21 protein-coding genes are annotated in these 19,311 nt (G+C 71.5%); 8 read left to right on the top strand and 13 right to left on the bottom strand.

Annotated features, from left to right (window positions below; all coding sequences use genetic code 11):
• Positions 1-53: 53 nt before the first annotated feature.
• A complete protein-coding gene (locus ACZ4SF_RS23200; protein ID WP_468387533.1) occupies positions 54-542 on the top strand; it encodes a hypothetical protein in 489 nt (162 codons plus the stop codon).
• A 257-nt stretch (positions 543-799) separates the two neighbouring features.
• Positions 800-1,264, top strand: a complete 465-nt coding sequence (locus ACZ4SF_RS23195) for a hypothetical protein (protein WP_468387531.1) — start codon at positions 800-802, stop codon at positions 1,262-1,264.
• Positions 1,265-1,398: 134 nt separating this feature from the next.
• On the opposite strand, the gene ACZ4SF_RS23190 is transcribed toward ACZ4SF_RS23195, so the two are convergent.
• The 3 genes from ACZ4SF_RS23190 to ACZ4SF_RS23180 form a co-directional block, all read right to left on the bottom strand.
• Positions 1,399-2,847 carry a sensor histidine kinase gene (locus ACZ4SF_RS23190; RefSeq protein ID WP_468387529.1) on the bottom strand — a complete coding sequence of 483 codons (1,449 nt, stop codon included), beginning with the start codon at positions 2,845-2,847 and terminating at the stop codon, positions 1,399-1,401.
• Positions 2,844-3,575: a response regulator transcription factor gene (locus ACZ4SF_RS23185; protein WP_468387527.1), complete on the bottom strand. Its 732-nt coding sequence runs from the start codon at positions 3,573-3,575 to the stop codon at positions 2,844-2,846. The genes ACZ4SF_RS23190 and ACZ4SF_RS23185 overlap by 4 nt, the downstream gene beginning before the upstream one ends.
• 157 nt (positions 3,576-3,732) lie before the next feature.
• Positions 3,733-4,140: a PepSY domain-containing protein gene (locus ACZ4SF_RS23180; protein WP_468387525.1), complete on the bottom strand. Its 408-nt coding sequence runs from the start codon at positions 4,138-4,140 to the stop codon at positions 3,733-3,735.
• A gap of 588 nt (positions 4,141-4,728) precedes the next feature.
• Between ACZ4SF_RS23180 and ACZ4SF_RS23175 the strand changes: the two genes are divergently transcribed.
• On the top strand, positions 4,729-5,355 hold the full coding sequence (locus ACZ4SF_RS23175) for an SUKH-4 family immunity protein (protein ID WP_468387523.1): 627 nt from the start codon (positions 4,729-4,731) through the stop codon (positions 5,353-5,355).
• Positions 5,356-5,466: 111 nt separating this feature from the next.
• Positions 5,467-6,321: an RNA polymerase sigma factor SigF gene (locus tag ACZ4SF_RS23170; protein WP_468387521.1), complete on the top strand. Its 855-nt coding sequence runs from the start codon at positions 5,467-5,469 to the stop codon at positions 6,319-6,321.
• 145 nt (positions 6,322-6,466) lie between these two features.
• Here the strand turns inward: ACZ4SF_RS23170 and ACZ4SF_RS23165 are convergent, their stop codons facing one another.
• Positions 6,467-6,916, bottom strand: a complete 450-nt coding sequence (locus ACZ4SF_RS23165; RefSeq protein ID WP_468387519.1) for a MarR family winged helix-turn-helix transcriptional regulator — start codon at positions 6,914-6,916, stop codon at positions 6,467-6,469.
• A gap of 343 nt (positions 6,917-7,259) precedes the next feature.
• On the opposite strand from ACZ4SF_RS23165, the gene ACZ4SF_RS23160 reads away from it, so the two are divergent.
• Both ACZ4SF_RS23160 and ACZ4SF_RS23155 read left to right on the top strand, forming a co-directional pair.
• Positions 7,260-7,436, top strand: a complete 177-nt coding sequence (locus ACZ4SF_RS23160; RefSeq protein ID WP_468387517.1) for a hypothetical protein — start codon at positions 7,260-7,262, stop codon at positions 7,434-7,436.
• Between the two features lie 293 nt (positions 7,437-7,729).
• On the top strand, positions 7,730-8,233 hold the full coding sequence (locus ACZ4SF_RS23155) for a MarR family winged helix-turn-helix transcriptional regulator (RefSeq protein ID WP_468387515.1): 504 nt from the start codon (positions 7,730-7,732) through the stop codon (positions 8,231-8,233).
• A gap of 10 nt (positions 8,234-8,243) precedes the next feature.
• Here ACZ4SF_RS23155 and ACZ4SF_RS23150 read toward each other — a convergent pair whose 3' ends face one another.
• From ACZ4SF_RS23150 to ACZ4SF_RS23120, 7 genes are all read right to left on the bottom strand, one after another.
• A complete protein-coding gene (locus tag ACZ4SF_RS23150) occupies positions 8,244-9,431 on the bottom strand; it encodes a PP2C family protein-serine/threonine phosphatase (RefSeq protein ID WP_468387513.1) in 1,188 nt (395 codons plus the stop codon).
• A complete protein-coding gene (locus ACZ4SF_RS23145) occupies positions 9,409-11,259 on the bottom strand; it encodes a PP2C family protein-serine/threonine phosphatase (RefSeq protein ID WP_468387511.1) in 1,851 nt (616 codons plus the stop codon). Before ACZ4SF_RS23145 ends, ACZ4SF_RS23150 begins: the two co-directional genes overlap by 23 nt.
• Entirely contained in the window at positions 11,243-12,328 is a 1,086-nt protein-coding gene (locus tag ACZ4SF_RS23140) for a SpoIIE family protein phosphatase (RefSeq protein WP_468387509.1), read from the bottom strand. The genes ACZ4SF_RS23145 and ACZ4SF_RS23140 overlap by 17 nt, the downstream gene beginning before the upstream one ends.
• The gene (locus tag ACZ4SF_RS23135; protein ID WP_468387507.1) at positions 12,325-12,768 is read right to left on the bottom strand and encodes an anti-sigma regulatory factor; all 444 of its coding nucleotides are present in this window, start codon (positions 12,766-12,768) and stop codon (positions 12,325-12,327) included. Before ACZ4SF_RS23135 ends, ACZ4SF_RS23140 begins: the two co-directional genes overlap by 4 nt.
• A complete protein-coding gene (locus tag ACZ4SF_RS23130; RefSeq protein ID WP_468387505.1) occupies positions 12,768-13,187 on the bottom strand; it encodes an STAS domain-containing protein in 420 nt (139 codons plus the stop codon). Before ACZ4SF_RS23130 ends, ACZ4SF_RS23135 begins: the two co-directional genes overlap by 1 nt.
• Entirely contained in the window at positions 13,184-14,080 is an 897-nt protein-coding gene (locus tag ACZ4SF_RS23125) for an STAS domain-containing protein (protein ID WP_468387503.1), read from the bottom strand. The genes ACZ4SF_RS23130 and ACZ4SF_RS23125 overlap by 4 nt, the downstream gene beginning before the upstream one ends.
• Before the next feature lie 133 nt (positions 14,081-14,213).
• Positions 14,214-15,383 carry a PP2C family protein-serine/threonine phosphatase gene (locus ACZ4SF_RS23120; RefSeq protein ID WP_468387501.1) on the bottom strand — a complete coding sequence of 390 codons (1,170 nt, stop codon included), beginning with the start codon at positions 15,381-15,383 and terminating at the stop codon, positions 14,214-14,216.
• 199 nt (positions 15,384-15,582) lie between these two features.
• Between ACZ4SF_RS23120 and ACZ4SF_RS23115 the strand changes: the two genes are divergently transcribed.
• Positions 15,583-16,017, top strand: coding sequence for a MarR family winged helix-turn-helix transcriptional regulator (locus ACZ4SF_RS23115; protein ID WP_468387499.1), 435 nt, complete (start codon positions 15,583-15,585; stop codon positions 16,015-16,017).
• Between the two features lie 349 nt (positions 16,018-16,366).
• Here the strand turns inward: ACZ4SF_RS23115 and ACZ4SF_RS23110 are convergent, their stop codons facing one another.
• Positions 16,367-16,630, bottom strand: coding sequence for a hypothetical protein (locus tag ACZ4SF_RS23110; protein WP_468387497.1), 264 nt, complete (start codon positions 16,628-16,630; stop codon positions 16,367-16,369).
• Between the two features lie 285 nt (positions 16,631-16,915).
• On the opposite strand from ACZ4SF_RS23110, the gene ACZ4SF_RS23105 reads away from it, so the two are divergent.
• Positions 16,916-18,124 (top strand): MFS transporter, encoded by a 1,209-nt coding sequence (locus ACZ4SF_RS23105; RefSeq protein WP_468387495.1) that lies wholly within the window; start codon positions 16,916-16,918, stop codon positions 18,122-18,124.
• 97 nt (positions 18,125-18,221) lie between these two features.
• On the opposite strand, the gene ACZ4SF_RS23100 is transcribed toward ACZ4SF_RS23105, so the two are convergent.
• On the bottom strand, positions 18,222-19,175 hold the full coding sequence (locus tag ACZ4SF_RS23100; RefSeq protein ID WP_468387493.1) for an L-tyrosine/L-tryptophan isonitrile synthase family protein: 954 nt from the start codon (positions 19,173-19,175) through the stop codon (positions 18,222-18,224).
• Positions 19,176-19,311: the final 136 nt, after the last annotated feature.

Raw genomic sequence — 19,311 nt, 5'->3', positions numbered from 1 at the left:
CCCCGACAACAATCCGCTGGCCAGGACGTCTCGCCGCCCCCCACGATGGGCGCATGGACCGGCTGCAGTACAGCGCTTGGCAGTACGTGGCGGAGGTACTCCCTCCCGAGGAACTCCCGATGCTCGCTGCGCATGCGCTTGTCGACGGGCGTGATTCCCCTGCCCTGCGCGAGCTGGCCGGTCTGTCACGCCGGAGCGACTCGGCCGAAGTCCGCGAACTGTACGTTCTGGCCCTGCGCGAACTCGGCATACCCCTTCCCGACGAGGAGACGGCCGGCCGATGTCTCCTGGTGAGACTCGCGTTCAGCCTCGCTGAAGGCGAGCTGAGCCCCAAGGACGTGGGCAATGGACTGTCGATGACGGTCGCAGCCCGTACCCGGGAGGAGACACGGTTCCTGTCCGTCGCAGCGGACTACAGCGAATGGCTCGGACCCGACGAGCTTCCGGGATGGGAGAAGGAGCTGAGAACCGCGGCCCACTCGTTGGCCGCCGCCACCGACCTCGGCCCCACCATCGGTGTGCCAGGTGCGTGGTCCGACTGACTGAGCAGTGGTGAGCCATCGCCGACGCGGCTGGCCATACAGGCAGCGGCCCGTCTCCTTTTTCGTCTCGTTCATCGACGTCCACGAGCGTTCGGACGCGTTCCGAACCAGGCTCTACACGGGCCGCCGACCACCGTGAACCCAGGTGAACAGCCCTGACCGTAGCTGTCACGCTCGCCAGCACAGTTGGAAAGCGCGCTGGCATCGGAGTTGGGTCACGGCCCGCGGAGGACGGCGATGCGTGATCAGCTTGGGATGTGGAGACCATCATCGCCAGCGGCATAGCCGTCCTGGGGACGCTGCTCGGTTCGGGGATCACTCTGGCGTTCCAGCAGCGCACCGCCGACAGGAGCCACCAGTTCACCCGTCGCGAGAAGCTGCGGCAGGAGCGACTCGATGCCTACTCTGCCTACGCCGGCGCGTTGGTCAACTACCGCCGATGCCTTGTGCACCTCTGGTTCTGCGAGCACGAACAGCCACCACCGGAGGACCCTGACACGGTGCGGATCCGTGCCTATGACCTACGCTCCAACGCCCAGGAAGCGCTGTTCCGAGTGCAGATGCTCACCGATGACGAGACGCTGAGTCGGTCCGCGGAGGACGTACTCGCAGACGTTACGGCTCTGTCCAAGACAGACAGCAGAACGGAACTCGTCGAAGCCAGGGTACGGACCCGTGACGACATCAGCCGACTGGTCGGAGCAGCCAAGCAGCACCTCTGAGGCACTTGCAGACGCGCCGGTTCGCAGACGCCTCACGCCGACAGCGCCCGCACCACAAGCGCACCAGATCAAGCGGGGAATCACAGTGAAAGCAGGGGCTGGGGCGGTCGGCTCGCGCTCTGCTGCTTGCGGCCTCAGCGCAGTCCGGTTGTGTGGCCTCGGCGGTTGAGGCCCCGGGGGGGGCGTACGTCGCCGCCGGCTGGGCGGGGGCCGCGTGGCGGCGGGATGGTGACGGGCCGCAGTCGTACGCGGGCGTCGAGGCCGGTGCTGGGGGCAGGGTGGAGGGTGATGGTGCCGCCGGAGGCGTCGACGAGGTGGCGGACGATGGGCAGGCCGAGGCCGGTGCCGTCGTGATGGGTGTCGGACGCACGCCAGAAGCGGTCGAAGGCTCGTTCGCGGTCGGCGTCGTTCATGCCGGGCCCCTGGTCGATGATGTCGAGCTGGGTGCCGGGGGTGCGGTGGAGGGTGATGGTGGTACTGGGCGGGGAGACGCGCAGGGCGTTGGCGAGGAGGTTGTCGATGATCTGTTCCAGGGCGCCGGGGATGGCCCATACCTGGCCGACGGGTGGGCCGGTGACGTCGAGGGTGACGTACTGCTCGGCGGCGAGGGGTTCCCACATCGCGACGCGGTCGGCGAGGACGGTGTCGAGGCCGACGGGTTCGGGGGTGGTGGCGGTGTTCTCCAGGCGGGCGAGGGCGAGCAGGCCCTGAACCATGCGGCCGAGGCGTTCGACCTCTCCGACGGCTTCCTCCAGGCTTCCGTGGGCGCGGGGGTCGAGGTAGGGCTCGAAGTTCTCCAGCCGCAGCCGCAGCGAGGTGAGGGGGGTTTTCAGCTGGTGGGAGGCTTCGGAGGCGAACGCCTGTTGTGCCTTGAGCAGGTGCTGTAGGCGGGTGGCGGTGTGGGTGAAGGAGGCGGCGAGACTGCGCAGTTCGGGCGGTCCGGTGGTGGCATCGGGCGGTTCGGTGAGCTGCCCGTCGGCGAGCTGGGCCGTAGCTGCTTCCAGGGTGCGCAGGGGGCGTGTGATCCAGCGGGCCAGGCTGAAGGCGACCAGGGCGACGAGGGCGAGGATGCAGGCCCCGGCCAGGGCGAGGACGCCCCAGATGCGATGGACCCGGGCGTCGACCTCGGACAGGGGGCGGGTCAGGCGCAGGGTGCCGCGGATGGTGGTGCCCGAGGCGCCGGGCATGGTGGCGGACAGGACGTCGTTGCCGTCGCTGTCGCTCGTGGTGGTGACGGTGGGCTTGTTGGCCAGGGCGCGGGCGATGTCCGGCTGTGCCGCGATGCTGATTCCGGTGGGCGCGGCCGGGGCGGAGTCGGCGAGGACGATGCCGTGTCTGTCGGTGACGACGACACGGCCGCCGTTGCGCTCGGCGTACTCGCCGATCACCTCGGGCAGCGCGGCGAGTTGGCCCTTCTCGATGTCCTCCTCGGTGATCTCGGCGAGCATGGACGCGTCGCGTTCCACGCTCTGGGAGGCGCGGGAGGTCTCGCCACCGGCGTAGATGATCCCGAGGGGGATCTCCAGGCCGGCCAGGACGAGCGCGGCCAGGGCGAGGTAGCTGAGCAGCAGACGCCGGGTCATCCGCCTGCCTCACCGGTGTGGTCGTCGGGGACGGTCAGGCGGAAGCCGACTCCCCGGGCGGTGGTGATCCAGCCGGGGTCGCCGAGCTTGCGGCGCAGGGCGGCGACGTGGGCGTCCAGGGTCTTGGTGGGGCCGAAGAAGTGCGGGTCCCACACCGTGTCCATGATCTGCTGGCGCGAGTAGACCGTGCCGGGATCTTCGGCGAGATGGGCGAGCAGGTCGAACTCTCTGGGGGTCAGTGCGATGTGCCGGCCGTCGAGGTGGACTTCGCGGGTGCGTCGGTTGACGGCCAGGGGCCCTAGCGCCTGGGCCCCTGAGGCCGACGGCTGCATGCCAGGGGTGTCGGCAGACCCGGCCGGGGCGTAGGCGGGAGCTGCCGCGCGCCGGGTGACGGCACGGATGCGGGCGATCAGCTCCCGTACGCCGAAAGGCTTGGCGAGGTAGTCGTCGGCGCCGAGTTCCAGGCCGACGATGCGGTCGGCTTCCTCGCCCCGTGCGGTGATCATGATGATGGGGACGGCGGATCGGGCGCGCAGGCTGCGGCAGACGTCGAGGCCGTCCATGTCCGGGAGGCCGAGGTCGAGGAGGACCAGGTCCGGCGCGACCAGAGTGTCGGCGAGTCCGGCAGCGCCGGTGCGGACGTGGTCCACCGTGAACCCGTAGCGCCCGAGCCCCTCGGTGAGGGGGCCGGCGATCCGGTCGTCGTCTTCGATGAGCAGCAGGCGCATGGCGCAAGGCTCGCACAGCTGTGCCAGGGCAGCTGGAGGGTTCACGGGAAGCCGCCTGGGGTCGGGGAGACGTACGGGACGACGGTGGCCGGGCCGGTACCGCCCGGCCGGACGGTGTGGGGAGAGGTCACCGGCTGGCCGGACGGTGGCGGGGATGTCAGCCGTCGGAGTCCTCGGTCTCCTCGGTGCCCTCCTTCTTGGTGTCGGTCACCTTGAAGGACGTGTCGAGGTAGACCTCGATCGACGTGCCGTCGGCCTGCTTCACCTCCACCGCGTACATGCCGGGCTTCTCCACGTCCTCCTCGGACTTCACGACCGTGCCCGGGTACGCCGCGAGCGCGGCGGCTTCCGCCTTCTTCTTGATCTCCCCCGTCAGCGGGGGCTCCTTCTTGTCGTCGGAGTCGCCGGCCGCATCGGCACCGCCCGCGCTCTGTGCCTGCTGCTGGGCGGCGCCCGCTGCACCGGAGCTGTCGGAGCCGGAGTCGGAGCCGCCGCAGGCAGCCAGCGCGAGCATCAGCACGGTGACGGGGGCGGCAAGCAGGGCGCGACGGGGCAGAGCACGCATGAGGGTGTCTCCAAACACTGGGGAATCGCTGGAGAGGTCGGAAGGCCGGTGACCGGACCTCCCGGGGGACACCAACGACCCTAGGAAGACCACATCCAGAGACAGCCCAGCAAACAGAGAGCAGCAGACCAGCGGACCACCAATGTTTCGCCGCACTTCGTGCGCCGGCCGTGCCCCATGGAGCGGGGAGTGAGGGGGTGGGTGGCGCGCTTGTCGAGTCCGGCTGTGGCGGCTGACACCAACGGATGACATCAACGGATGACACCAACGGCTGACACCGACAGCCACGAACAGCGGTGGTCGGCGCCGAACCTCGGCGGACGAGCGGCCAAGCACCACGACTGGTTGACCGAGGCCGCTGACCTCGCGTGATCGACCTGATGAGGATGAGCACAGACCTCAAAGCCTCGGTCCCGTGCGGGCGCCATGCCGGTGGCCTCGTCCTTGTGCTGCGCGGGGGTGCCCTTGTGGTGCTTCACACGCTCGGCGCGGACCATCGTGTCCGGGCACCACTTGCTGCAGTCGACACAATGATCGCCGTCAGAAGACCCAGGCTTCCCGAGCTGAGAGCGTTTCGGAGTTCCGGCAGTGCTTTTCGATGTCACCCGCAGCGAACTCGCCGACATCTTCGGCGAGGACCGGCTCGCGGCCCTGCCCGCCACCGCCTTCCCGCCCGCCGTCGCGGACACCCAGGGTGCCCGCCTTCTGCAGACCGCCGGCGTCCCCACCGGGACGCTCCGGCTGCGTGAGCCCGACGAGGACACCGGCCGGCTGCCCCTCGTCCAGGACGTCGTCGACACCGAGGACTTCGAGGACGCCTCGGAGGACGCGGGCGAATGGCCCGTCATCGGCTGGCTGCTCAGCGCCCACCTCGCCCTCGACCCCGTATCCGGCAAGGTGCACGCCTTCGACGCCGACGAGGAGACCGTGCGGGAACTCCACACGGACGTTTCCTCCCTCGTCCAGGTCGCCCTCCGGTTCCAGCGCCTGCTCGAGGAGTTCACCTTCAGCGACGACGACGGCGACGGCGACGGCGAGGAAGCCGGCTTCGAGCGTCTGGAGCGCGAGGTCGAGCGAATCCGGCAGGAGACGAGCAGCATCGACCCGCTCCCCTTCCAGGACGACGAGACCGTCTGGTCGGTGGTCGGCGAGGAGATCGCCGCGGGCCGGCGCTTCAGGGGCGACAGCCCGGGGGCCCGCTCGCTCTACGGGTGATCTCCGGCGACGACGGCCGGACATGATGCCTCCCGGACCGGGTAGGCGTGCCCTTGACGACTCGCCGGCTCACCGACGGGAGCGGGTACGGACGGCAGGGAGGGCCTGGGGATGACGACGGCAACGACGGCACTTGTCGGTGCGACGACCGACTGCGGTACGGAGCTGCCGGAGATCGCGGATCCGCAGCGGATCGCGCCCCAGGACGCCCGTGAGCTGACCGGGAAGTTCCTGGACCGGCTCGCCGTGCTCGAGGAGGGCACGCACGAGTACCAGTACGCGCGCAACACGCTCATCGAGATGAACATGTCGCTGGTGCGCTTCGCCGCCCGCCGGTTCCGCAACAGCGGTCAGGACATGGAGGACGTCGTCCAGGTCGGCACGATCGGCCTGATCAAGGCGATCGACCGGTTCGAGGTCTCCCGTGAGGTGCAGTTCACCAGCTTCGCGGTGCCGTACATCGTCGGTGAGATCAAACGGTTCTTCCGGGACACCTCCTGGTCCGTCCACGTGCCGCGGCGGCTGCAGGAGGCACGTACCGAACTCGCCAAGGCGAGCGAGGAGCTGCGCAGCCGGCTGGGGCGCGCCCCTCGGGTCTCCGAGCTGGCCACCCTGATGAACCTGACGGAGGAGCAGGTCGTCGAGGTCCAGATCGCGGCGAACGGCTACAACTCCGCTTCTCTCGACGCGGCGATCACCGGTGACACCGAGGAGGGCGAGGCGGCCCTCTCCGAGTTCATCGGGGCGGAGGACACCGCCCTGGAACTCGTGGAGGACTTCCACGCCCTCGCCCCGCTCGTCGCCCAGCTGGACGAGCGGGAGCGGCGGATCCTGCACCTGAGGTTCGTCGAGGAGAGGACCCAGGCGGAGATCGGTGAGGAGCTGGGGGTTTCGCAGATGCACGTCTCGCGCCTCATCTCCCGCATCCTGGCGCGTCTGCGCTCGGGCATGCTCGCCACCGGTTGACCCGTCTCGGCTCCGCATCGGGTCTGGGCGGGGCGGGCGTACGACCGTCGGTACGACCGTCAGGAGGCAGGAGGAACGCGCCGGCCTGACGGTGGCTGTCGTCCTGACTGTGGCTGTCGTTCGGACGGTGGCTCGTGCCGGCCGGTCAGCGCGGCGTACGGCTGCGCGGGACCCGGGCCAAGGGGCTCACCCGGCCGTAGAGTTGATTGAGCATGTCGCGCAACACCGGCCGATCCGGCGGAGCGACCGTCGCGGCGGCCTGTTCCAGCAGCTGCCTGCGGCGCTGCCGCGTCACTTCGAGCACGCACGTGCCGGCGCCGGTGAGCGTGAACTCCCCGGACAGGACGCGGCGCACCAGCCTGCGCTGCTCCAGTCGCTCGAGCAGCCTCGCCATCAGGGCGGAGTCGACACCGAGACGTTCGGCGATCCTGACCGGGTCTCCTGGCTCGCTGTCCAGAGCGAGCAGGGCGCGCATCTGCTCGCCGGACATCGTCGGTGCGACGTCCTCGTGCGCCCGCCGCCACAACTCGATCATCGATTCCGCGATGTGTTCCACCACCGGCGACACTTCGGCAGGTTCGGAATCCACTGACATGGCTTTCCCCTTCCAAGATGCCGTTGGACAGCGCACTTACCCAGCAGGCGGCTCTTCGACCCCGTCGCTTTGTTCGAAAGTGCTCTGAGCTGCGCCTCGGCAGAAGGAATCCCGGGCCGCGATCGGCCATGTGGGCGACAGGCCCAGCGACGGATGTTCGTCGCTCACGGGCAGGACGGCGTCGAACCGCCGAGCGCGCTGACCGCCGAGCGCGCTTCCGCGGACGGGCGCCTCCTCGCGATGTCCCGGCACCATGCGAACGGCATCCCTGTATGGGTGGGCGGCCAGGGGGAATCCGGAGTGCAGCGCAGCGCACGACTGAACCCGACGGGAGGGAAACAGCATGCTGGCCATCGTTTCGGCGGCCCTGTTCTTCATCGCCTTTCTGATCGACGCCGCCGACGTCTCCACCAACGACGTGTTCACGTCCACCAACATCATGCTCCTCGGCCTCACCCTGCTGGCCCTGCACCTCGGTGGTGTGGGAAGCGGCTGGGCGGCACGCGGCCGCAGACGCTGACCCTGCACGGCAGCACACCCCTGTGGGCCGCTGGGGTTCGGGTAGCGCAAGAGGGGCAGGGGTCAGGGAGCCCGGGCGGCAGGGGCGGCGGCCGGTGTTCGTGGCGTAGGGACGGGACCGGTGGTACGGGCCCGGCGGGTCCAGGTGCAGGTGTCCTGCCTTGTTGCCGTCCTCGTCCGCCCGAGTCCCTACGATGGCCCGGCCGGCGGTGCTTGCCCGGCGGCTCGTCGGGTACCGCGTTTGAATGAAGGTGGTATCCGTATGGGCAGGCCATTACTGAAAGCGATGTGTTCGTGACTCGTCTCAGCGGCTCCGGGGACGACCAGCCGAACGGGCCGGGTGACGATCTCCTGTCCGTCGCGCGGGAGATCGCCGACGCCGTGGACGGTCTCGCGCACCTGTGGTCGGTGGCCGCCCAGGGCGCGAGTCTGCGGCTGTCGCCGCACCAGTTGCGAGCCCTGCGGATCCTGGAGGCCGAGCCGGGCCTCAATCTCACCGCGCTGGCGGAGGGCATGGAGATAGGGGCCCCGACCGCCAGCCGGCTGTGCGACCGGCTGGAGGCGGCGGGCCTCCTGGAGCGTCTGCTGCATCCGCGCAAGCGACGTGAGGTGCAGTTGGTTCTCACAGGGCGCGGCCGGCAGGTGTTGAGCGAAGTGGCCGAGCGCAGATCACAGGCGCTCACCGTGGTCCTCGCCGACATGAAGCCCGCCGAGCGAGAGGCGCTGCGCCGGGGCATGCGGGCCTTCCTGACCGCTCAGGACGGCACTGTCCGGCCAGCCGACGGGCCGCGGCCCTGACCGTAGCGGGTCAGTTGCGGCGACCGTTCCAGTCGAGGCAGACCACGGCGGCGTCGGACATCAGTTCATGGCTGCCGTAGTGCTCGATCAGCCCGGCGACGACCGCGCGTGCCGTCTCGTGCGGCTGTGCGGGGCGGGTGGCGCCGAGGATCTGGCGCAGCACCCGTTCACCGAAGAGATCGCCTGCCTTGGAGCGGGTGCCGTGCACACCGGTGCTGACGGCGATGAGACGGTCGCCGGGCTCGACCTGGAACGTCTGCTCCTCGTAGAGGGTCTCCTCGAACATGCCGAGCGGCAGCTGCGCGTCCAGTTCGATCCGCTCGGTACGGCCGTCGCGCTGCCGGAACAGCTGGGGGGAGCCCGCGTCGACCGCGCGTACCGTGCCCGTGGCCAGGTCGAAGTCCAGCAGCAGTGTGGAGGCGTACACCTTGCCGCCGTACTGGGCGTAGACGGCCTGGTCGGCGAGGCACGCCTGGTCGGCGAGGGGGATACCGGCGCGGCGGGCGTTGCGCAGGGCGCCGACCGCGAGGCTGGTGAGCAGGGAGGCCTCGATGCCCTGTCCCATGCCGTCGGTGACGGTGAGGATGAGGTGATCGGCGGTGGTGGACCAGTCGAAGTTGTCGCCGCCGATGGCGTAGGCGGGTTCGAGGTGGGCCCCGATGACGAATTCCTCGCGGGCGCAGCCGCGGCCGGGGAGGAGCTGCCACTGCATCTCGGCGGCGAGGGTGAGGCGGCGGGTGCGGCGGGCCAGCAGGTACAGGTCGGTGTCGCGGCCGGCGGTGGACACCTCGTGGCCGAGTGCCGTGGCGAAGTCGCCGAGCCGGAGGACGGTGTCCGGGTCGACGGTCCGCGTGGGCAGACGTACGCAGAGGACTCCCAGGCGGTCGCCGCGCACCGTGATGGGCAGGTGCACCAGGTGGCCGACCGGGTCGTGGAGGACCTCGATCACCGGTTTCTGGGTGAGGAAGGCGCTGCCCGCGGGTCCGTCGTCGGCGGGGACGGGTGTACTGGTGTGGGGCAGGTGGGACACCGGTTGGAGGACGGTCAGTCCGTAGTCGGCGAGGAGGAGGGTCACCTCCTGGGCTCCGACCCGCTCGGCGAGGAGCCGGCGAGCCGTGGCGACGAGCGCGTGGGGCGCGGCGGCGCGCAGTTGGGCTTCCGCCGACGGAAACGGTTCAAAGGCTGTCACGGCATCCACCCTCTCGCCTTGTCGGCTCCACGCTACCGCTGGTGGCGCTTCTTCCTGGAGGTCCGTCGCGGGGGAGGGACCGGTACGCCTTCGCGTGCTGTTCCTGCCCGGCGGGCGACGGGACGTGGCACAGCAACAGGCAGACGTCGTCGTCGCGTTCGCAGTCCTGCAGGAGTGGCTTGAGCAGGGCGTCGGCCGCGGCCTCCACGTCCTGCTCCAGCTCGGGGGTGGTGAGCGTGCCCAGCGTCCGGCCGAGGCGTTCGATGCCCGGGTCGATGCCCTGCGCCCGGCGTTCGACCAGGCCGTCGGTGTACAGCACCAGGGACGAGCCGGCGGGCAGGTCGGCCCGGTGATCCGTGTGGACGTACGGCATCGGGATGCCCAGCATCGCGCCCGGTCTGGCGTCCAGCACCCGGACGGTGCCGTCGGCGCCTCGCATGACGGCGGGCGGGTGGCCGGCCGACGCCCAGACCACTTCTCGTCGGCCCGGCCGGAAGCGGGCGATCATCGCGGTGGCGTACAGCTGCGGTTGCAGGTGCCGGAGCATGCGGTGCAGACGCGTGAGGATCGCCGCGGGACTGTCGCTCTCGACGGCGTAGGCGCGCAGGGCGGTGCGCAGCCGGCCCATGACGACGGCGGCGTGCAGGCCGTGTCCTGTGACGTCCCCTATGACGGCCAGCAGGCTGCCGTCGGGCTGGAGGAAGGCGTCGTACCAGTCGCCGCCGATGTTCAGGCCGCGGGTGGCGGGAAGGTAGCGCGCGGCCAGCAGCAGCCCGGCCGGGGCGGGCAGGTCGGTCAGCTGGGCGCGTTGCAGGGCCTCGGCGGTGTCCTGGTACTGCTCGTAACGGCGGGCGTTGTCCAGAGCGATGCCGACACGGCGGGCGAGTTCGACCAGCATCACCGAGGTGTCCGCGTCGAATCGGGGGCCCGGGGAGGTGAGGGTGAGGACGCCCAGTGAGCGGCGTGCCGTCAGGGGAATGGCCAGCAGTGGCCGTCGGGGGGCCAGGGCGGAGGGCGGAAGGTCGTCCACGCCGGGCAGCGCCCCGGGGTGTGCGGCGGCGTGCTGGGGGCGGCCCGTGCGGGCGGCGACCACCGCGGCCGCGCAGTGCTCCTGTGGGCCGCGCGGGGATTCGTCGTCGTTCTCTTCGCCGAAGAGCCAGACGTCGAGATGCTCGGCGTAGTCCGGCACCAGCAGGCCGGACAGGCGACGCAGGATGGCCGTAGGGCTGAGGGATGCGGTGATGGCGGCGCTGGCGTCGCCGAGGAAGGTCAGCAGGCGCCGGGCCCGCTCGGCCTCGGCTCGTGCGGTTCGCTCGGCCTCCAGCAGGTCACGCTGGACCAGTGCCGCGGCCTCCAGGTCGCAGTGCAGTGCCACGACACCCTGGTTGGTCTGGTGCAGCTCCTCCCGGTGCAGCCGCACGAGGCGCTCCTGTTCGTCCAGGAGGCGCAGGACGGCCGCGGTGTCCTCGTCGGCGCGCAGCAGGGCCTCGGACAGCGGCGGATCGGGGTGCGGGCCGTCCCGGGCGGGCCGGTGGGGCAGGGTGCAGGTGAGGGCGGGCTCGTCGTCCGGGTCCGGCGCGGGCGAGGAGCCGGCCGGCCGCACCCGCACTTCGAGCCGGGCGTCGTGCCCGGCGCTGGTCTGCCGGATGCCGAGCCGCAGTTCCCACCCGCCGCCCTCGCTCAGGCAGCGGCGCAGCCGTGCCGTCAGCGATGTGAGGAAGCGGGCTCGTTCCAGCGCCGTCGTCCTGCCGTCCACCAGCACGCCGGCGACGACCGCACGGGCCCGGGCCGCGTCGGCGACCGACGCGATCTTCCAGACCTCAGGGTGCGCTGTCATGGGCATCCGTCCGGTGGGTCGGGGCCAGCACGGCCACACAGGTGTCGTCGCGCAGGGGGCGTGCGGCGCTGCCGGCGTCCCGCAGGACGACTGCGGCCACCACGGCCGGGTCATGGCCGAGGAGCCGGGGATCGTGTGGGGGCACCCAGCGGCCGGGAAGCCCGTCACTGTGCAGGATGAGCAGGCTGTCCGGCCGCCAGGCCGCCTGGTGCAGGGGCACGGTCGCGGGGAAGTTGGCTCCGACGATGCCCGGGTGGGACGTCAGGGGCTGCCACGCGCCGTCGGTGAGCAGCCTGGCACCGATGTTGCCGACGCCGGCGAAGAGGAGCCGGCCGGTGTCCTCGTCGAGCTGGGCGATCCCGATGGCCGCGCCTCGTGTGGCCCGCAGCGTGGCGTGCAGGTGCCGCAGTATCTCGGCCGGAGGGCGGTCCGCGACCCGGCGCAGGCCGCCCAGCGCGGCGGCTGACGCCTCGGCCGCCTTGTCCCCGTGGCCGAGCCCGTCCGCGAGCATCAGGGTGACCAGTGGGCCGGAGCGCACCCAGCCGAAGGCGTCTCCGGAGTGCTCGGCACGGGCGAGGGCGGTGGTGATGCCTCCGGCCCGGACGCCGATACGGGACCGGGCCCGCCGCGCGCGGTCGGTGGCGGGCGGCCTCGGGGGGCTGATGCGCGCCACGGCGACGGTGCCCCGTTCCGGCCGGCTGTGCAGGTCGAATTCGCCGGCTATGCGCTGGCAGGTGCCCAGACCCGCGCCGAGGGAGGAGGGGGCGGTCGTGTAGCCGTCGCGCCGTGCGGCCGGGACGTTGCCGATGCCCGGGCCGTGGTCGAGCGAGGCGATCTGCACGCAGGGCGCGTCCTCCCCGAGCGTGTCGGAGGGGCCGGTCAGATTGATGAGGATGCGTCCGCCGTCGGTGTGCTTGACGAGGTTGGTCGCCAGCTCGGTGGCCACCAGGGCGGCGACCGCCGTGGAATGAGCGTCCAGGCCCAGGGAGGCGCAGGCCGCTTCCGCGGCGACGCGGACGTCCCGGACCCTGGTGCTCTCGGGGACGGGGATGTCCCAGACCCTGCTCATGGCGCACCCGTACGGGGCGAGGGCAGACCGGAGACCCAGTCGGTGATGGTGACGGTGGTGCCCTGGCCGGGGCGGCTGTCGAGGGTGAATTCCTGGACGAGCCGTCTGGCGCCGCTCAGGCCCAGGCCCAGGCCGCCTCCGGAGGTGTAGCCGTCGGTCATCGCCAGGTCGACGTCACGGATGCCGGGGCCGGCGTCGACGAAGGACAGCCGCAGCCCGCGGCGGGCGCCCTGCCCGAGCCGTGTCATCTCCATGTGTCCGCCACCACCGTGCACGAGGGTGTTGCGGGCGAGTTCGCTGACGGCGGTCACCAGCTTCGTCTGCTGCACCAGGCTGAATCCCAGCTCGGCGGCGGCCCGGCGCACTTGCCGGCGCACCCAGCCCAGGTCCGCGTCCGAGCCGATGGGCAGGCGCGTGGTCGAGGTGAGTGGGGCATGCATCACGCACCCTCTTCCGGGTGAGCGGATGGAATGGGCGACGGGCCGCGGCCCAGCAGGGCCAGTGCCCTTTCGACGTCCAGGGCCGTGTACAGGCCGGGCAGGGTGAGGCCCAGTTCGACGAGGGTGATGGCCACGGCGGGACGCATGCCGGCCAGGACGGTGCGGGTGGCCAGCAGGCGGGCGCTCGCGGCGATCTCGGCCAGGACGCGCCCGAGGAAGGAGTCGACGATCTCCACGCCGGAGATGTCGATGACGACACCGCCGACCCGAACGGGACTGGACGCGATGCGATGAGTGATGTCGTACTGGAGTTGTTCGGCCGCCGCGTCGTGCAGGTCTCCCTGCAGGGTGATCAGCAGGACGTCTCCCAGCGCCGACACCGGCACCGGGCCCGGGCGGGTGGCGGAGAGGCCGGTCACCGCGGGCTCGCTCCCGCGACCGGACGTGGGGCGACGACGATGCCCTGCTGAGTGAGCGCGTACGCCAGCGCGTCGGCGAGGCCGGCCCGCGTGATGATCGATCCGAGGTCGATGCCGAGGTGGACGATGGTCTGCGCGATGGCGGGGCGGATACCGGAGACTATGCACTCCGCGCCCATCAGACGGGCTGCGGCGACCGTCTTCATGAGGTGCTGGGCCACGAGCGAGTCGACGGTCGGTACGCCGGTGATGTCGAGGATGGCGTACCGGGCCCGCTGGTCGACGATCGCTTCGAGCAGGCTCTCCATCACGACCTGGCTGCGGGCGCTGTCCAGGGTGCCGATCAGTGGTACGGCGACGATGCTCTCCCACAGCTTGATGACCGGGGTGGCCACCTCCATGAGCTGCTGACGCTGCCGGTCTATCAGTTCCTCGCCGGCGGTGACGGTGGTCTCCATGACCACGAGACGGAGCGTGCCCATGAGGACGGTCAGCGCGAGCCTGCACGCGTGTACGTGCTCGCCGGCGGCGTCCTCGAACTCGGTGCGCAGCAGCGCGGCGGCCGGCTCGCGCAGGCCGGCGACTTCGCCCGCGATCTGGGAGGGGTCGGATCCGGCCTGGGAGCGGGAGGCGGCCATGCGGCCGAGCTGGTCCCTGACGGCTCCGAAGCCCGGAGCCTGAACGTCTTCGAGCCGGCCGGTGCGGGCCACCTCGGCCAGGGCGTCCACCACGGCCTTGCACGCCTCGACCGCCTCGTCCCGGGAGACGGTGAAGACCGTGCGGAACAGCGAGGCGTCCGCCCAGCGCTGGGCGATCTGCTCACGGCGCCGCTCCAGGAAGGCGCCCAGCTCCCGCGCCACCTCGGGTGTCGTGTCGTGCTCCGCCACCTGCATCGTCTCCCTGCTGCGAGCGCCTACGGCCGACCTGGTGGCGAGCCATCAGACAATTATTGCCGTATGACAAACATTAGCGCGAGGGTGTGGAGCAGACAACACGGGATCGTCACAATCGGGCGATCCCCGCCGCTCACGCACCGGCCGGCCTGCCGTGCCAGTCCAGGCATACGACCAGGGCGTCGTCGTCGGGAAGGGATGCGCCGCGGTGGCCGGTCAGCTCCCGCAGGATCGCGCGCGGCACCTCGGCGGCGGGCAGCAGCCGCGTGGAGTGGATCGCCCGGGCGAGAGCCGTGTCCCCGTACGCCTCACCCTTCGGGGAGGCCACCGCGTGCACCCCGTCGCTGACGAAGACGAGACGGTCACCGGGCTCGGCCCGGAAGTCCTGGGCGATGTAGTCGGTCTCCTCGAACATGCCCAGAGGCAGCTGGGCGTCGAAGGTGACGCGCTCCACGGAGCCGCCCCGCAGTCGCAGCAGCTGGGGAGAGCCCGCGTCCACGACACGGGCCCGGCCGGTGGCCAGGTCGAAGTCGAACATCAGGACGGACAGATAGCAGCGTCCCCGGTAATGGGCGTAGACGGCCTGGTCGGCCAGGGCCGCCTGGTCGGCGATGGAGATGCCGGCGCGCCGGGCGTTGCGCAGCGCATTGATGGCCAGGTTCGTCAGCAGGGACGCCTCTATGCCCTCCCCCATGCCGTTGGTGACGTACAGCATGAGGCGGTCGGCGGTGGCGGACCAGTCGAAGTTGTCACCGAAGATGGCGTACGCCGGCTCCAGCTGGGCCCCCAGCTCGTACTCGGGCCGTGAGCAGGAACGGCCGGGCAGCAGCTGCCACTGCATCTCGGCGGCCAGGGTGAGCCGGTCCTTGCGGCGCGCCTGCAGATACAGGTCGGTGTCGCGCTCGGCCACCGTCACCTCGTGCCCCAGCACGCCGGCGATGTCGGCCAGTTCCGGCTCCCAGCGGCGGGCGGCATCGCCGGGCAGGGTCACGGACAACACGCCCAGCCGGTCGCCGCGCACGCTGACCGGAAGATGCAGGCGTGCCCGCCCGTCAGGCCCTTCCTCGCAGTACGGCCGCTGCGATCCGAAGGCCCGGCCGGCCGGGCTGTTGTGCACCGACACCGGCTCCAGGGTGTGCGGCAGGACCGACACCGGCTGCAGGACGGTCAACCCGTAGTCGGCCATGAACAGCTCGACGTCCTCCGCGCCGTACTGCTCGATGAGTACGGCACGGATGGCGCCGAGCAACGCATCGGGAGCCGCTGTACGCAGAGCGCGCTCAGCAGCCACAAATCTGTTCATAGAGGAATAATCACCAATCTTTCGCCGGATCACGTACGTGCCTCATCCATGAGGCCAAGCTCTCCGGAGCCGCGTCGGTCGCCCTGCGTCACCCGTAGCGAGCGCGCTTGCCTAGTACGCTGACAGGCACCCCAGTGCCTGCGAGAGTGTGACCGTGACTGCCTTCCGCCGCCGCCCAGAGCCCGATGAGGTCGCGCGCGTGACCACCACGGCCGTCGAGCTGCTGGAAGTCGTGTGGGGCCGCGCTTCGACCGCACCCACCTCCGCGTCCCAGCTGCGCGTGCTGCACATCCTCGAGCACCACGACGGCATCAACCTGCGCACCCTCGCCGAGTCACTTGCGTCCACTCCGCCGTCCACCAGCAGGCTCTGCGACCGGCTGCACGCGGCCGGATTCGTCGAGCGGGCAGCGAGTCCGCAGGACAGGCGCGAGGTGCGCCTGCACCTCAGCGGCCGGGGCCGCGCCTTCCTCGCCGACCTGCGCACCCGCCGGGAGAGGGAGCTGCGGAAGGTGTTGGCGGATATGCCCGCCGCCAAGCGGATCGCACTGCTGGAGGGGCTGGAAGCGTTCTGTGCCACCGCGGCGACGCAGATACTCGACGACGCCCCGGACTCCGGCAGCCAGACCGCCTGAGCCACCGTTCGCGGCACCGGCGCCACCATCGCCTTTCGAGGCCGGCGACCAGCACACGGAGTGGTCTGCGTCCACCGGAGCATTCCAGGTCCTTCCCCGCGCACGTCCGACACGGCTACTTTGTTGCCTCATGGCTATTGTTGTCAAACGGCAACAGTTCGCCCGGGAGTCCTTGCCGGAAACTCGGATACCCCGTGGTGGCGTGTTCTGCCGGGCGGTGTGCGTCATGTCTCCGAAGGAGGGGTGCGGCGCATGTCCGGGCCCGTTGCGGGAAGCCGCAGCGCATGCCGCGCGCCCAGGCCGCCGAAAGCGCCGAGGCCGGCCCGACCCGAGCCAGGCGGTCCGGTGTTCACGCGGCGTCGGACGCCCGCCGACCACCGCGCGCCCGGGTTCCGGTCCCCTGCCGACCACCGAGCGCCCGGGCGCCGTTGCCCTGCCGGCCGCCGTGCGAGCGGCCTCCGTTCCCCTGCCGGCCGCCGTGGATCAGACGCAGGTGACGGGCAGCGGCATGACGCGGTGGCTGTGGCGAACGCATCAGCCAGTCCTCGACACGGTCCATGCCATACAGCAACAGCCCCACCACCGGCAGCAGAAGGCATGCGACGACGACCATGCTCGGGCTCCCTCCCGCCAGACAGCCCTGGACGGGTGCCCACACGGGACTCGGCTACCGGAGCCTCGTGTGAACATGCTGTGTCGTTACCGCCGGACCGGGGGGCGGGAGCACTCGCAGTTCCACGACACGAAGTACGCGCCGTTGTGGACCCGTCCGGAGGCCTGGCCGGTTTCCGGCGGGCCGGCGCAGGGACGTGGCAGGTGCAGCGGCTCAGGAGACGGGGCTTCGGAGCCCGGCTCGTTCCCGATGGCCGCGTCCCGGCCGGGGCCCTAGCGTCGGACCATGGATGCGCCCCCCAGCGAACCGGCCGGCAGCACGGTGCCCGGGCTGTCCGCCGGGACGGTCGCGCTGGCCTGGCTGACGCAGTTCCTGGTGGGGACCGACCTGTTCGTGGTGGCGCCGCTGCTGCCGCGTATCGCCGCGTCGTTCGGTGTCTCCGCCGCCCGCACCGGACTCCTGGTCACGGCCTTCTCGATCGCCTACGTGGTCGCCTCCCCCTTCGCCGGACGGATCTCCGACCGGTGGGACCGCGCCAGGGTGCTGGTGGTCGCTCTGGTGCTGTTCTCCGCGGCCAACGCCGGGACCGCTCTGGCGCCGAACTTCGGTGTGCTGCTGATCGCACGGGTGGTGGCCGGTACGGCGGCCGCAGCGACCGGCCCCACCGTGTACGCCCTGGTCAGCACGCGGGCACGGCCGCAGGTGCGGGCGCAGGTGCTGGCCGTGGTGGGGTCGGGACTGCTGACCGCCCTGTGGGTGGGGGCGCCGGCCGGGTCGCTGCTGGGACGGTACGTGGGGTGGCAGGCAGCCTTCGTCATCCTGGCCGCGGGCACGTTCCTGCTGGCGTTCCCGCATGCGTTCGTGTGGCGGGCCGGTCCGGTTCCGGCGGCCGCCGCCCCGCCGGGGGCGCCGGAGCGGGGCGGGCGGCCGGGGACGGGCGTGGCGGTGTCCGCCGTCGCGGTGACGACCCTGTGGGCCTTCTCCGTGTACTGCCTGTACACCTTCCTGGCCGTCGCGCTGCACGCCGACGGCAGGGCCACCGCCGTGACGTGGCTGCTGGTCGTCTACGGCATCGGTGCCGTCGTCGGCGGGCAGCTGGGAGGCCGGTTCGCGGACCGGGCCGATGCCGTACGGGTCACCCGGCCGGCACTGGCGCTGACGGCGGTGCTGGAAGCCGTCGTGGCCCTGGTGTTCCCGGTCGACCGGGCGCTGGCCTGCGCGCTGGGCCTGTTCGCACTGGCCGCCTACGCCTTCTTCCCCGCCCAGCAGCGCCACCTGGTCGACATGTTCCCGGAGCGGGCGACCGCCATGCTGTCGTGGAACAACAGCGCACTGTTCGTGGGTCTGTCCCTGGCCGGCGCCGTCGGCGGGCAGATCGTGCACGCCCTGGGCTACCCGGCGCTGCTGTACATCGGGGCCGCCGTGGCGGTACCGGCCTGTGCCGTCGCCCGGGGCCGTCCCGTCCCGGCCCACGGGGAGGAGGGGCGGCCGTGACGGGCCCGCGGGCTTCCGGCACGCAGGACACACCGGCACGCGGCCGGTCGCGCCGGCCGGTGAAGGGGTCACCGGCCGGGCGGGTGCCGGCAGTCCTTCACGGGGCTGATACTCCCTGTTCGAAGTGGCTCGGTCTGCCGTGGCGCCGGATCAGGCGGCCGAGCCGGGACGCGCGGGCGCGGGGCATGAGGGTCCAGGTGTCGTCCGCGCGGTGCAGGGCCGCCGAGTGCCAGGGGGTGGTCCAGGCGTCCGGGGCGTCCAGGAGGCGGATGCCGAACTTGGGGGCGCCGATGGGCTGGGGGTGGATGGAGAGGCGTACGGCGTCCGGGTGGTGTCCGGCGATCAGGTCGCCCCAGGCGCGGCTGCGCTGGATGACGCCGTAGGCGCGGTGCCGGCAGGCGCGCTGCAGGGCGGAGCGGGTGCCGGTCCGGTCGGCGGTGTCCTCGAGGAGGAAGCGGGTGATGCCGCGGTAGAGGGCGCGGGTGTGCTCGTCGGCGCGGACCTCGGCACGCAGGGCGTCCAGGGCGGGGGCGTGACGGTGGTGGACGTGGGCGCGGGCATCGTCGTACGGGAGGTCGCCCAGGGCGTCGCGCAGGTCGAAGAGGGACAGGCGGGTCAGTCGCTGTCGGGCCATGAGGACGCGGAGTTCGTCGGCGTAGGCGTCGATGTGGTCGTCGGGGACGTGGATGAGGTCGCCGAAGACATGGCCGTCGGAGCAGATGATCACGCGGGCGCCGGGCGGGTAGACCCGCTCGATCTCTGTGCACAGGGTGTGGAGGAAGCTGAGGGAGAGGCGTTCGCCCTGGTCGGGGAGATGGCCGAGGACCTTGGCCGGGTTGGGGGATTTGCAGGGGAAGCCGGGCAGCGTGAAGACGACCGGGGCGCCGGCCCGGACGAAGTCGTCGATGCGGCGCAGCTGGTGGGGAAAGGCTTCCGGTGGAGCCTGGGACGGGGTGCGGTCCGTCGTGCGGTGGTACGGCAGCAGCAGCGTCAGGATCGTGGCGCTGATGAGGCTCGTGGCGCGTGTCTCCGACGCGGTCGTCAGCGGCATGGCAGCAGGTCTCCAGAAGGCATGAGGGCATGGCGCCGGGGCCCTGGGCCGAGCGCCTTCGATCAGGGGGCGGGAAGCCGACGGCGTCGGGAGGCGGAGCGGAGGCCGGGGCGGGCCGGTCCCGCCAGGGCCTTTC

Source organism: Streptomyces sp. NPDC027663 (assembly GCF_055566415.1).
The sequence above is the reverse complement of the archived record's forward strand: the minus strand, read 5'-3'. Positions and strand labels throughout refer to the sequence as shown.

What these genes read in the sequence shown, in the direction of transcription:
- ACZ4SF_RS23200 (WP_468387533.1), top strand. Translation starts at nt 54, where the DNA reads ATGGACCGGCTGCAGTACAGCGCTTGGCAGTACGTGGCGGAGGTACTC.
- ACZ4SF_RS23190 (WP_468387529.1), bottom strand. Translation starts at nt 2,847, where the DNA reads ATGACCCGGCGTCTGCTGCTCAGCTACCTCGCCCTGGCCGCGCTCGTC.
- ACZ4SF_RS23185 (WP_468387527.1), bottom strand. Translation starts at nt 3,575, where the DNA reads ATGCGCCTGCTGCTCATCGAAGACGACGACCGGATCGCCGGCCCCCTC.
- ACZ4SF_RS23180 (WP_468387525.1), bottom strand. Translation starts at nt 4,140, where the DNA reads ATGCGTGCTCTGCCCCGTCGCGCCCTGCTTGCCGCCCCCGTCACCGTG.
- ACZ4SF_RS23170 (WP_468387521.1), top strand. Translation starts at nt 5,467, where the DNA reads ATGACGACGGCAACGACGGCACTTGTCGGTGCGACGACCGACTGCGGT.
- ACZ4SF_RS23165 (WP_468387519.1), bottom strand. Translation starts at nt 6,916, where the DNA reads ATGTCAGTGGATTCCGAACCTGCCGAAGTGTCGCCGGTGGTGGAACAC.
- ACZ4SF_RS23160 (WP_468387517.1), top strand. Translation starts at nt 7,260, where the DNA reads ATGCTGGCCATCGTTTCGGCGGCCCTGTTCTTCATCGCCTTTCTGATC.
- ACZ4SF_RS23145 (WP_468387511.1), bottom strand. Translation starts at nt 11,259, where the DNA reads ATGACAGCGCACCCTGAGGTCTGGAAGATCGCGTCGGTCGCCGACGCG.
- ACZ4SF_RS23140 (WP_468387509.1), bottom strand. Translation starts at nt 12,328, where the DNA reads ATGAGCAGGGTCTGGGACATCCCCGTCCCCGAGAGCACCAGGGTCCGG.
- ACZ4SF_RS23135 (WP_468387507.1), bottom strand. Translation starts at nt 12,768, where the DNA reads ATGCATGCCCCACTCACCTCGACCACGCGCCTGCCCATCGGCTCGGAC.
- ACZ4SF_RS23125 (WP_468387503.1), bottom strand. Translation starts at nt 14,080, where the DNA reads ATGCAGGTGGCGGAGCACGACACGACACCCGAGGTGGCGCGGGAGCTG.
- ACZ4SF_RS23120 (WP_468387501.1), bottom strand. Translation starts at nt 15,383, where the DNA reads ATGAACAGATTTGTGGCTGCTGAGCGCGCTCTGCGTACAGCGGCTCCC.
- ACZ4SF_RS23110 (WP_468387497.1), bottom strand. Translation starts at nt 16,630, where the DNA reads ATGGTCGTCGTCGCATGCCTTCTGCTGCCGGTGGTGGGGCTGTTGCTG.
- ACZ4SF_RS23105 (WP_468387495.1), top strand. Translation starts at nt 16,916, where the DNA reads ATGGATGCGCCCCCCAGCGAACCGGCCGGCAGCACGGTGCCCGGGCTG.
- ACZ4SF_RS23100 (WP_468387493.1), bottom strand. Translation starts at nt 19,175, where the DNA reads ATGCCGCTGACGACCGCGTCGGAGACACGCGCCACGAGCCTCATCAGC.